The organism is Paenibacillus sp. T2-29, assembly GCF_052921365.1.
This window is the reverse complement of sequence record NZ_JBREVE010000020.1, coordinates 1-14,540: the sequence shown is the minus strand read 5'-3', so window position 1 is coordinate 14,540 and position 14,540 is coordinate 1. Positions and strand designations below refer to the sequence as shown.

Annotated in this window: 1 protein-coding gene; it reads right to left on the bottom strand. The window is 53.8% G+C overall.

Annotated features, from left to right (window positions below):
- On the bottom strand, nt 1-14,540 hold a 14,540-nt coding region (locus ACU1JV_RS27880; RefSeq protein WP_446724761.1), incomplete at both ends, for an amino acid adenylation domain-containing protein.

The following is a 14,540-nucleotide window of genomic DNA, read 5'->3' as shown; positions in this document are numbered from 1 at the left end:
GAAGCATGTAGTCAATGCGCTCCTGTGGATACATCGTATCCATTGGCACATACGCGCCTCCGGCCTTCAGTACCCCCAGAATGCTCACCAGAAGATCCGCAGAACGTTCCAACAATACGCCTACCGGTTGATCTGCTTCAACCCCTTTCGCCCGTAGCACACGGGCCAACCGGTTCGCCTGCTCATTCAGTTCAGCGTAGGATAGCGCCATGTCCCCAGATACCACGGCTACCCGCTCAGGGCTGTTTTTCGCTTGCTCTTCAAAACGCTCGCTGAGCGACAGGCCTTGGAGTGTTCCACGCACGCTATGTGCGTTCGGATCATTGAATACCTTTAGAATCCGCTTGGTTTCTTCTGTCGTAATGAGCTCCAGCTCACCCAGCTTCGCATCCGGGTTCGCTGCCACGGCTTCGGCTAAGCGAATAAAGTGACGTGTCATCCGTTCAACGGTTTCCCGTTGATACAGCGCAGTTGCATACTGCAATCCGAACTGGATGCCTGCCTCTTCCTCTCTGGCTTCCAGCGTCAAGTCAAACTTCGCTGGCGTTTGCTCCAAGCCATATGGACGGAAGCTCAGGTCTGCCAACTGTAGTTCGCCTTCTTCGGTCGTTTGCAGGGTAAACATCGTATCGAATAGCGGATGGCGGCTCATATCCCGCTTCACATTCAGCTTTTCCACCAGCTCCTCAAATGGATAGTCCTGATGCTCGTAGGCTTGCAGGGCGCGAACCTTCACTTCTTCCACGTAGCTGCGGAAGGTATGTTCTGCTGTCGGATAGTTCCGCAGTGCCAACGTACCGACGAACATGCCGAGGATCGGCTCCAAATCCGCATGCGGTCGTCCGGCAATCGGCGTGCCGACGACGATGTCCTCCTGGCCGCTGTATTGGTGCAAGAGGGCGGTATACGCCGCCAGCAACACCATATACAGTGTAGAGCCTGTGTTCGCCGCCAGTTCTTTCAGACGCTCGCTTACTTCGCGTTCCAGCCCAAACACCACGGTATCGCCTGCCGTACTTCGCACCGCCGGACGGGCAAAGTCTGTCGGTAGATCCAGCACAGGCAGTTCACCCCGGAAGGTATCGAGCCAGTAGGCTTCCTGACGCTGCATCCATTCCTGATGGGCTTCGCTTTGCTGCCATACGGCATAATCCTTGTACTGTATCCGCAGTGGCGGCAGCTCTTCCCCGTCGTACAAGCGGACAAATTCTTCAGTCAGTACACCCATCGACACCCCATCCGAGATGATATGGTGCATATCGAGCATAAGCACATGCTGCGGTTCCTGCTCAGTTCCAGATACGCCCAGATCCACCAACCCTACCCGCAGCAGCGGCGCAGCTTTGAGATCAAACGGACGGACAAAGCGACTCACCAGCTCCTGCACTTCCTTGCTGGCCATCGTGTCTGTATCCGTAGTCACACCCTCTGCTGGTAGCTTCGTATATTCCACCTCGAACGGTAGCGTGTCCTCAATCCATTGCATTGGCTCACTGCCGATCAGATCAAAGCGGGTACGCAAGGATGCATGACGGGCGATCAGTTGACGGAATGCATGTTCCACCCGCTTCACGTCCAGCGGACCGCTCACTTGCAGCACCGACGGCATGTTGTAGTTCACATCCTGCGGATCGAACTGATGCAGCACATACAGTCGTTTCTGTGCCGAGGACAGCGGATAGAAGCTGCGCTCTTCCGCTACCGGAATGGACGCATACGTCACTTGATCCAGCTGTTCCAGTACAACGGCCAGTTGCTCAATCGTTGGTGCTTCAAAAATACTGCGCAGTGGAAGTGGCTTGTTCAGCTCTTTGTGAATCTTCGAGGCCAGTGTCGTCGCCCGCAGGGAATGTCCACCAATCTCGAAGAAGTTTTCCTTCACGCCGACCTGCGCCAGGCCCAGCACGTCCTGCCAGATTTGCGCCAGCTTCACTTCCACCCACGTCCGCGGTGCGACATAGTCGGCTCCGCTTTGCAGGCTGCCTTCTGGTGCTGGCAGGGCCTTGCGGTCGATTTTACCGTTCGGTGTCAGCGGCATTTGTTCCAGCTGTACCAAGTACGAAGGCACCATGTAGTTTGGTAGCTCCTCACCCAGTAAGCTTCGCAGCTCACCCACACTCACGTCACGTTCGGCAACAAAGTACGCCACCAGTTGGTTTTGTCCCTGCTCGTCCGCCTGGGCCAGTACGATGACCTCTTGTATGCTCTCTACTTTCAAAATTTGTGTCTCGACCTCGCCCAGCTCGATCCGATAACCCCGGATTTTCACCTGATGGTCGATCCGGCCCAAATATTCGATGTTGCCATCCGGCATCCATCTTGCCAAGTCACCCGTACGATACATTCGTTCATAACCTGCTTCGCCAGCCGCAAATGAATTCGGTACAAATTTCTCAGCCGTCAGCTCTGGACGATCCAGATAGCCACGAGCCAGACCTGGACCGGACACGCACAGCTCACCCGCTACGCCTGTTGGAGCCAAATGTCCATGTACATCCACCATGTATACCCGGTGATTCGGTACAGGGCGGCCGATAGAAATCAGCTGTCCTGCTCTCTCATCCTTGGATACTGGCCAGATGGATGTCGCCACCGAGTTTTCAGTTGGACCGTACCCGTTGTAGTACGCTACATGATCCTTCCACTTGTATACCAGCTCTGTTGAAGCGGCTGAACCGGCAGTGATCAGAATACGCAGGATTGGCATCCGTTCTGGCTCCAGATAGACCGCATAGGTTGGTGGTAATGTCGCTATCGTAATCTGATGTTCTGTCATGTAATGCTCGAATCTCTCATAGTCCAAAATCGTCTCTGACGTTGGCATGTACAACGTGGCACCACAGAACAGGGCTTGGAAGATTTCCCAGCAAGCTGCATCAAACGAATAGCTGGCAAACAGCAATGTATGATCCGACGCGCTGATCTGGAATTCCTGATCAAAATACGTTTTCAGATTACACAGACCGCGATGCTCCAGCATAACCCCTTTCGGCTGTCCCGTCGTACCTGACGTATAAATCACATACGCTAGATCGTTCGGACCAGACAACGACTCCAGATTGGAGCCATCCTCGTGATGCACACTCTCCGCCCCATTCAGCACCAGCACCTGACCGTCGAAAGCTACTTTGTCCACCAAGTGGCTTTGCGTCAACAACAGCTCTGCTCCCGAGTCATCCAGCATGTAGCGGATACGCTCCTCTGGATATGTTGGATCGATTGGGACATATGCGCCCCCAGCTTTCAAAATTCCAAAGATGCCCACGATCATGTCTACCGAACGCTCGGTCATCAGACCCACCAGCCGATCCTTCGTCACGCCTTGACTGCGTAAGGTACGAGCCAGACGATTCGCACGTTCATTCAGCTCGCGATAGGTCAACTGCTCACCTTCGAAGTACAATGCTGGCTGTTCCGGTGTCTGCACGGCTTGTGCTTCGAACAAGCCATGGATCGTTTGTTCGCTTGGATACTCAGCGGCTGTATCTCCCCATCCGTGGAGAATTTGCTCGCGTTCCTGCTCGCTTAACACATCCAGCTCCTGCACTTGAATGTCCGGCTGCGCCACCACCAGCTCCAGCAGCTGTATTAAATGGCCCTGCGTCCGTTCCACCGCTTCCCGATCATATAACTTCGCATTGTATTCGAATCGGATTTTCATTGCTTCCTGCGGCATGACGACCAGATTGAAATCATAGTTCGTTTGTTCAATCATCCCTGCATTGCTAATTACAAAATCCGATTCCGCACCTTCGCCAAGCTGTTCGACCTGCTCCTCCACCGGATAGTTTTCAAACACGATAATGTGCTGGATCAGCTCTTGCTTTTGCTCGGTCAAGGCTTGAATTTCATACAGCGGATACGTTTCATAATCCTGAGAAGCCAGCGCCTGCTGCTGATTTGCTCTGATCAGGTCGGCAAAGGTGTCCTCAGCCTGGCTGCGGATACGAATTGGGATGGTGTTAATGAACAAGCCCACCATATTTTCGATCCCCGAAATATCTGCCGGGCGACCCGATACGACACCGCCAAAGACAGCGTCGTTACTACCGTTGTACTTTTGAAGCAGTAAGCCCCATGCCGTTTGTAGGAGCGTATTGGTGGTCACGTGATACTGCTTGGCTACCATTTCCATACGTCCTGTTAAATCCTTACCTAGGTCGCACAGTACATGCTCAAATTGTTCGCCGTCCGCTTTCGCGCCTACTTTTCCGGTCGGAATCGAAGTTTGTTGATCATAGCCCAGCAAATATTCCTTCCAGTATGAGACTGCTGCTTCTACATCCTGTGCTTCCAGCCACGCAATATACTGACTGTATGGAGTCACAGGGGCGAGCTTCGGTTCTCTATGTTCTACGGCTGCAAAGTAAACCTCAAACACCTCATCCGTTACCAACGCCACACACCAGCCGTCCATTAGGATGTGATGAGAACTCCATACAAAATAATAATCCTCATCACCTGTCCGCAAAATCGCCACGCGCATCAACGCATCCCGGGACAAATCGAATCCAGCTGCCTTGTCCTGGCGAATAAATTCCTGCACATACGCGTCACGTTCCTGATCATCCAAATGACGCAAATCTTCACATCTGAAACCAACATCTTTATGACGGAAAATCACCTGTACGGGCTCATCCTGCCAGCCGCTGATGAAATTAGCTCTAAAGATCTCATGCCGCTGCGCCAGTTGATTCAAGCTATCTTGGAAAATATCGGCCTGGAAGCGTCCGCGCAAATCAAAGGTCGTTTGTTCAAAATAAGCCCCTGATTCTGCATCCATCAGACTATGGAACAACATGCCTTTTTGCATCGGTGTCAAGGCATATACATTTTCCAGTTCCCCGATGTCACGCGTCCGTTCGACCAACTGATCCAGCTCGGCCAAGGTTACAGGTTTAAGCATGACATCGCTTGGCGTCAGCTCCTGCTGTTTGCGGCCCGCACAATGCGTGATGATTTCCTGCAGGCTGGTTCTGAGCGCTTCAGCTAGCCGCTCCATCGTTTCCCTGCGATATTCCTGATGGCTGTAGCTGATCGTCAATTGCAATTGACCTTCCGAAATCAACCCGTTCAGATCCAGCGTGTGTGATCTGGCTGCATATGCGCTAAGCTCGGCACCACTAGCGTAGGGAGACACGCCAATGGATTGATGTTGCATATCCTGGTCAAATTGTCCGAGATAGTTAAAGCTAATTTCAGGTTCGGTTCCAAAACGCTCTTGCTCGCATGCGGCGGACAAGTATCTCAGTATCCCGTAGCCAATGCCCTTTTGCGGAATCCGGTGGAGCCCTTCTTTCACCTGTTTGATGCGCTGTGAAAGATCTTGTCCTGCGCTCATATCCAGGACAACCGGGAATTGACTCGTAAACCAGCCCACCGTGCGCGTAATATCCAGCTCGGGCAAAATGGATTCCCGTCCATGGCCTTCCAAGTTGACGAGTACGCGTTCAATCCCCGCCCAGCGATGAATAGCCAGGCCGAGTGCGGTCAGCAGCAAATCATTCATATCTGTGTTGTAGGCACGATGCGCTTGTTTTAACAACTGCTCCGTTTCCTGAGTGGTCCATGTGACCGTCATAAGCTCGCTGTCTTTATTCAAGGATTGTGGTTGCGGCTGGTCTTTTGGAAGCGGCTCATACGCCCCCTGTTCCACTTCCTGCCAGAAGGCGAGCTCTGCTGCCATTTCTGGACCGTTCGCATAGTGAGACTGTGCCTCAGCCCAGGTGCGGAACGAATCCGTTTTGTGCGGAAGACGAGCCGCTTGTCCGTGCAGTGCCTGTTCATAGGCTGTCGTAAGATCCTCGAATAAAATACGCCAGGATACGGTATCTACTACTAAGTGATGAATAGCTATCAGCAAATGATCTCCATCGGGGCAATGGAATAGCCCCAGCTTCACCAGCGGTCCTTCGCTTAAATGAATGCCCGCCTGAATTTCATTTACTTTGGCCTCGATCGCCGCAGACACTTCAGTCTCATGGCTGAAGTCTATACGTTCCAGCGTATACAGCTCGCCCTCACCCACCGCGCGGTTCCAAGCTTCATACCCGTGCTCGGTAAGGCGGAAAACGATCCGCAGTGCATCGTGATGACTAACCATTTGATCCATCGCTGTACGCAGCGCCGCTACATTAAAACCGTCCTGGCTATGCAGCATAATGGACTGGTTATGATGATGAGCATCCGTCAGGTTCTGCTCAAAGAACCAATGCTGAACAGGTGTCAGCTTCACAGTGCCCACCACTTGGCTCTGATCTGCCAATCTTGTCACCGATTGGACTTTCAGCGCCAAGGCAGACACCGTCGGATGACTGAACAGGTCTTTCATCTCCAGTCGATAACCTGCTTGCAGCAAGCGGGACGAGACTTGCAGGGCTTTGATCGAATCGCCGCCCAGCTCGAAGAAGTTATCCTGCGTGCCTACGGCTTCTACGCCGAGCACTCCGGCCCATACCGCAGCCAGTACTTGCTCCACCTTCGTACGCGGGGCCACATAAGCTGCTCCCGTATAGATGCTGCCTTCCGGCTCCGGCAAGGCCTTGCGGTCGATTTTGCCGTTGCTGGTCAGTGGGATCGTCTCGAGCCGCATCAGACGTGCAGGCACCATGTGCGCTGGCAGTCCGGCTTCCAGCTCTGCCTGCACTTCCTCGATCCGCAGCTCGGTTTCTCCCGTAATGTATCCACACAAATACTTGTGTCCACGCTCATCCGTTCGGTCGATAACTACGGCTTGGCGTACACCTGGTACCCGCTGAATCGCCGTTTCAATCTCGCCCAGCTCGATCCGGTAGCCCCGGATTTTGACTTGATAGTCCATCCGGCCAATAAAGTCCACATTGCCGTCTGGCATCCATCGTGCCAAGTCACCTGTGCGATACAAACGTTCACCCGGCACGTATGGGTTCGCTACGAATTTCTCGGCGGTCAGGTCCGCACGGTTCAGGTAGCCCCGTGCGACCCCGATGCCGCCGATGCACAGTTCGCCCAGCACGCCGACCGGCACCGGATTCAGCTGGCTGTCCACAATGTAGAAGCGTGCGTTCAGCCACGCCTGGCCAATCGGCACATGGCCACTGCTTGGCAGCTTCGACAGTTCTTCGTCGTAGAAGCTGGAGTCAATCGCCGCTTCGGTGACGCCGTAGCTGTTCATGATGCGGATATTCGCACCAAACCGTTCTTGCAGCACCTGGTAATCCGTCACACTGCAGCTATCCGAGCTGGTGATCAGCAGTTCCAGACTGCTCATGTCCAGCCCCTGTTCATGCACATGCTGCATAAACGGTACGATCAGGGCTGGAGTCGATTCGAACACGGTAATCTGGTAATCGCGAATCCATCCGTACAGACGGCTTGGATCAATGCGGTCGTCTTTCGGACAGATAATCATTGTGCCGCCGTTATAAAGCGTCCGCGCCATATCGCCGACGAATACGTCGAAGGAGAAGCTGGCCAATTGCAGCAGTCGTACCGAGAACTGGTTCAGACGATAATCCCGGCGATACGCTACAGCCGTATTCACCAAGCTGCGATGCTCAATCATGACGCCCTTCGGACGTCCGGTTGTGCCAGAGGTGTAGATCACATACGCCAGATCGTGCGGATCGTTGATCGGTTCAACGTCCGTCGTATCCCCGGTGTACAGTGACTCATCGTCCAATGCCAGTACGGTATGCAGACGCAACCCTGTTGCCGATTCGGATGCTGCTTCGCTGTCAGACTTCGAATCTGCTTTCAAGCTCACACCTTCATTGAGGCGGTCGCTTTCCATCGTTTCAGCGCTAACCGCTGTTTCCAACTCACCCTCGGTCTTTCCTACGCCCAGAGCCCCTTGGCCTTCACTCAGCCATGCTTGTGCGCGCTCCTGCAAACTGGTTTGAGTCAGCAGCACCGTCGCGCCGCTATCCTCCAGCATGAAACGAATGCGTTCGGACGGATAATCTGCATCCAGCGGCACATATGCGCCTCCAGCCTTCCACACCGCCAGTACGCCGACCAGCATGTCTACCGACCGTTCACTCCAAATGCCGACAATGGATTCGCGTCCAATGCCTTCATTTCGCAGTCTGCGAGCGAGTTGGTTCGAACGTTCATTCAGTGTGCGGTACGTAAGTTGTTGCTCTTCGTACACCACCGCCACATGATCCGGTACAAGCTGGGCCTGTTCTTCCACGTAGGTATGGAACAGTGCTCCTGCTTCAACCGCAGTAACATCTGATACGCCTACATCTCCAAAACCATAGAGGATTTGTGCTTTTTCCTCGACAGTTACCATATCCAGAGCTGCCAGTGGCTGCTGTGGATGCAGTGTAATGGCACGTACGAGTTCGGTAAAATGCTGCGCAAAGCGCGCGATAGTCTCAGGTTTGTACAGCGCCGTGCTGTATTCCAGACTGCACAGAATGCCTTCTGGCTGCTCTACAGCATCCAAGGTCAAATCAAATTTGGACGTATGATCGTCCGTTGGATACGGCTTGAAGGTCAGCCCTTCCAGCTCGAACTCCTGCTGCTCAAATGTTTTCAGCTCAAACATCGTATCAAACAGCGCATTCCGGCTCGTATCCCGCGTTACATTCAGCTTTTCAACCAGTTCTTCAAACGGATATTCCTGGTGCTCATACGCACTGAGCGCATGCTCTTTGACCTCTTGCAAGTAGTCAAGGAACGTTTTGTCACCAGACGGATAATTGCGAATCGCCAGTGTGTTCAGGAATACGCCTACTAGGCTACCCAGCTCCGCATGTGGTCTTCCGGCAATCGGCGTGCCGACGATGATGTCCTCTTGACCCGTGTATTTATGCAAGAGTGTGCTATACGCTGCAAGCAATACCATGTACAAGGTGGATCCGGTTTGCGCGGCCAGCTGCTTCAACTGCTCGCTGTCCTCCATGCAGATCGCAAACTCAAATCGAGTTCCTTCCAGACGTTGTACGGCGGGTCTTGTAAAATCCGTTGGCATATCCAGTGCCGGAATTTCACCAGACATGGTGTTCAGCCAATAGCTTTCTTGCGCACGAAGACGTTCACTTTGCATATCTGCATGCTGCCAAACGGCATAGTCCTTGTACTGAATACGGAGTGGCTGCAACTCCTTGCCTTCGTACAATTGAGAGAACTCCTGCACGATAATTCCTTCCGTGACGCCATCCGAAATAATATGGTGCATGTCATAGAGCATAACGTGACGCCCCGGTCCGTTTTCGATCAACTGAACCCGCAGCAACGGAGCTTGTGCGAGATCAAATGCACGTACAAAGTCCTGTGCGTACTGCGGTGTCTCTTCTTCGCTTGCTTGCACATACTCCACGCTGAATGGGACGTTAGATTCAATCCGCTGAATCACCTCGCCATCCACCATCTCGAATCGGGTTCGCAGGGTTTCATGACGGGCAATCAGCTGGCGGAAGGCTTGTTCCAGTCGCTTTTTATCCAAGGAGCCTTCGATAATCAAAGCTCCTGGCATGTTGTAGCTCACCTCTCCACCTTCCATGTGACTCAGCACGTACATCCGTTTTTGCGCCGAGGAAACGGGATAATATTCGCGCTCCTCCGCCACAGGTATGGATACATACATTTGCTGGGCCTGATCTTCACCCATCACCTGCACCAATTGCTCAATCGTCGGATATTGGAAAATATCTCGCAAGGCCAGCTTGTGATTCAGCTCCTGATGGATTTTCGCCATCAGGGTGGTGGCACGCAGTGAATGTCCTCCCACTTCAAAGAAGTTATCCTGGATGCCTACCCGCTGATGATTCAGAACGCTTTGCCAAATACGTACCATCTGCTCTTCCAGCAGGGTCCGCGGCGCAACATACTCCGTACCTCCTTCGAGGCGCGCTTCCGGTGCTGGCAACGCTTTGCGGTCAATTTTTCCGTTTGGTGTCAGCGGGAATTGATCCAGTGGTACGACATACGTCGGGATCATATAGCCCGGCAGTTTGGGCTGGAGTGTGCTGCGCAGCTCCGGCAAATTCAGCGCCTCCGAGGCTACGACATACGCGCACAGATCTTTGTCTCCGTTTTCGTTTTCCCAGGCGGTAACGATGGCTTTCTCAATGCCATCCACAGTCAGCAGCTGCGCTTCCACCTCGCCCAGTTCAATCCGGAAGCCCCGGATTTTGACCTGATCATCCATCCGGCCAATAAAGTCTACATTGCCGTCCGGCATCCACCGCGCCAAGTCGCCGGTGCGATACAGTCGTTCACCCGGTACGAACGGGTTCGCCACGAATTTCTCGGCTGTCAGATCCGCACGGTTCAGGTATCCCCGTGCCACCCCAATTCCGCCGATGCACAGTTCGCCCAGTACGCCGATCGGCACCGGATTCAGCTGGCTGTCCACAATGTAGAAGCGTGCATTCAGCCATGCCTGACCAATCGGCACATGACCGCTGCTTGGCAGCTTCGACAGCTCTTCGTCATAGAAGCTGGAGTCAATCGCCGCTTCCGTGACGCCATAGCTGTTCATGATGCGGATATCTGCGCCAAACCGCTCTTGCAGCACCCGGTAATCCGCCACACTGCAGCTGTCTGAGCTGGTGATCAGCAGTTCCATGCTGCTCATGTCCAGCCCCTGTTCATGCACATGCTGCATAAACGGTACGATCAGGGCCGGAGTTGATTCAAACACCGTAATTTGATAATCACGAATCCATCCGTGCAGACGGCTAAAATCAATCCGATCGTCTTTCGGACAAATGACCATCGTTCCACCGTTATAAAGCGTCCGCGCAATATCCCCGACGAACACGTCGAAGGAGAAGCTTGCCAATTGCAGCAGTCGTACCGGGAACTCGCTCAGACGGTAATCCCGGCGATACGCCGCAGCCGTATTGACCAAACTGCGATGCTCGATCATGACGCCCTTCGGACGTCCCGTTGTCCCAGAGGTGTAAATCACATACGCCAGATCCTGCGGCTCATTGATCGGGTCGATATTCGTGGCATCCCCGGTGTACAGCGACTCATCGTCCAATGCCAATACGGTATGCAGACGCAGCCCTGTTGCTGATTTGGATGCTTCTTCGCTGTCAGACTTCGAATCTGATTTCAAGCCTAAGCCTTCATTCAGGTTGTCTCTTTCCATCGTTTCAGCACCAGCCGCTGTTTCCAGCTCACCCTTAGCTTTTTCATCGCCCAAAGCCACGTAGCTTTCATTCAGCCATGCTTGTGCGCGCTCCTGCAAACCGGTTTGCGTTAGCAGCACCGTCGCACCACTATCCTCCAGCATGAAACGAATGCGTTCGGACGGATAGTCTGCATCCAGCGGTACATATGCGCCTCCAGCCTTCCAGACCGCCAACACACCGACCAGCATGTCTACCGAGCGCTCACTCAAAATGCCGACAATCGATTCGCGTCCAATGCCTTCATTTCTTAGTCTGCGCGCCAATTGGTTCGCACGCTCGTTCAGTTTCCGGTACGTAAGCTGTTGCTCCTCGTATACCACCGCCACGTGATCTGGTATAAGCTGAGCCTGTTCTTCCACATAGGTATGGAACAGGGCTCCTGCTTCAACCGCAGCAACATCCGTTACGCCCACTTCTCCAAAACCGTAGATGAGTTGCTCTTGTTCCTCATCGGTTACCATATTCAAAACTGCCAGTGGCTGCTGCGGATGATATGCAATCGCTCGAACGATTTCCGCAAAATGCTGTGCCAATCGCGTCATGGTCTCCCGCTTGTACAGCACTGTGCTGTATTCCAGACTGCACAGAATACCTTCCGGCTGCTCTATCGCCTCCAAGCTCAAATCGAATTTTGCCGTTTGATTGTCCAGTGGATAGGAGCTCAAGGTCAGCCCTTCCAGCTCGAACTCCCGCTGCTCCAACGTTTTCAATTCAAACATCGTGTCAAACAGCGCATTCCGGCTTGTATCCCGCGCTACATTCAGCTTTTCCACCAGTTCTTCAAACGGATAGTCCGGATGCTCATACGCACGGAGCGCATGCTCCTTGACCTCTTGCAGATACTCAAGGAACGATTTGTCGCTGGACGGATAATTGCGAATCGCCAGCGTGTTAATGAAGACACCGACTAGATTACTGAGCTCCGCATGCGGTCGTCCGGCAATCGGCGTACCGACTACAATGTCCTCTTGGCCTGTGTATTTGTGCAAGAGTGTGGTGTACGCAGCCAGCATCACCATATACAGGGTAGAGCCGGTCTGGGCAGCCAGTTCTTTCAGGCGTTCACTAACCTCACGCTCCAGTATAAATTCGATCGTATCCCCTGCCGTACTCTGTACCGCTGGGCGGGCAAAGTCCGTAGAGAGATCCAGCACAGGCAGTTCCCCTCGGAAGGTGTTCAGCCAGTACGCTTCCTGACGCTGCATCCATTCCTGATGGGCTTCGCTTTGCTGCCATACGGCATAATCTTTGTACTGAATCCGCAATGGCGCCAGCTCTTCACCGCCATACAAACGGACAAACTCATCAGTCAGGACCTCCAGGGACACCCCATCTGAGACGATATGGTGCATATCGAGCATAAGCAGATGTTGGGATTCCTGTTCTACTCCTTGAACGCCCAGATCCACCAAGCCTACTCGCAGCAGCGGTGCAGCTTTGAGATCAAACGGACGGACAAAGCGCCGCACCAGCTGTTGCGCCTCTATGTTGACCCTGGTGTACCTATCTGTAGTTGTGTCCTGATCTGTAGTTGTGTCCTGATCTATATCCGCAGTCGCACCCTCTGCCTGTACCTTCGTATATTCCACCTCGAACGGTACGGTGTCCTCGATCCATTGCATTGGCTCACTGTCGATCAGCTCAAAGCGAGTACGCAAGGTCGCATGGCGGGCGATCAGTTGACGGAATACATGTTCCACTCGTTTCACGTCCAGCGGACCGTTCACTTGCAGCATCGACGGCATGTTGTAGTTCACATCCAGCGGATCGAACTGATGCAGCACATACAGTCGTTTTTGCGCCGAGGATAGTGGATAGAAGCTACGCTCTTCCGTTACCGGAATGGACGCATACGCCACCTGATCCAGACCTTCCAGCACAGCCGCCAGTTGTTCAATCGTTGGTGCTTCAAAAATACTGCGCAGAGGAAGCTGCTTGTTCAGCTCTTGGTGAATCTTCGAGGTTAGTGTCGTCGCCCGCAGCGAATGTCCGCCAATCTCGAAGAAGTTTTCCTTCACGCCAACTTGCGCCAGGCCCAGCACATCCTGCCAAATTTGCGCCAGCTTCACTTCCACCCACGTCCGCGGCGGGACATAATCGGCTCCGCTTTGCAGGCTACCTTCCGGTGCTGGCAGTGCCTTGCGGTCGATTTTGCCATTGGGACTCAGTGGCATCTGCTCTAGCTGTACAAAGTACGATGGTACCATGTAGCTTGGCAGCTCCTGCCCCAGCGCACTTCTCAGCTCGCTGGCACTGATTTCTTGCCCGGCAACATAGTAGGCCACCATGTGTTTTTGTCCCGTTTCGTCCGCACGAGCCATGACCACGGCTTCGCGTACCGATTCCACTTGGAGCAACTGCGTTTCGACCTCGCCCAGCTCAATCCGGTACCCCCGGATTTTCACCTGATGGTCGATCCGGCCCAGATATTCAATGTTCCCGTCCGGCATCCATCTCGCCAAATCGCCGGTACGGTACATCCGCTCATACCCTGCTTCCCCGCCGGCAAACGGATCAGCTACAAATTTCTCGGCCGTCAGCTCCGGACGGTTCAGGTAGCCGCGGGCTACGCCGACACCACCGATGCACAGTTCCCCTGCAACCCCAATCGGCTGCAATTGCTCCGTGCCTTCCTTGACGATGTACAGACGAATGTTTTGAATCGGTTTCCCGATAGGAATAACCGAATAGGCTCCATCAGGCTCGCAATCGAAGTACGATACGTCCACCGTCGCTTCGGTTGGGCCATACAGATTGACCAGCTTCGCTCCGGCCAGGCTCGACACGAGCCGCTGGAACCGGGCCACATGCTGTGGCGGCAACGCTTCACCACTGGCAAAGACATGGCGCAGTGTGCCCAGCTTCGCTTGCATCACTTCTCGTGGCTGCTGTTCCACATACTCCAGGAACGCATGCAGCATGGCTGGTACAAAGTGCATCGTAGTCACGCCATCGCGGGCAATCGTGTCGACGATGTCTTCCGGGTTCTTTTCCCCGCCGACCGACAGCAGGCTTACCTTTGAGCCGACCATCGACCACCAGAACAGCTCCCACACCGACACGTCGAAGGTGAAGGCGGTCTTTTGCAGAATCGTATTTTCCGCACCCAAGCCGTACCGATCATGCATCCACAAAATCCGGTTCAGCACGGAGTGATGCTCCACCATTACACCCTTCGGTTTTCCGGTGGAACCGGAGGTATAAATGACATAGACGACATGGTGCGGCCCAGCCAGTGGCTCCAGATTTGAACCATCTTCGTGATAGATGTCCTCGCGATCCAGTATCAGCACCTGGCCGTCGAAACTCCGTGATGCTTGCTCCGCCAGATGCGATTGCGTCAGCACCAGCTTCGCGCCTGAATCCTCCAGCATAAAGCGGATGCGGTCGGCCGGATATTCCGGATCG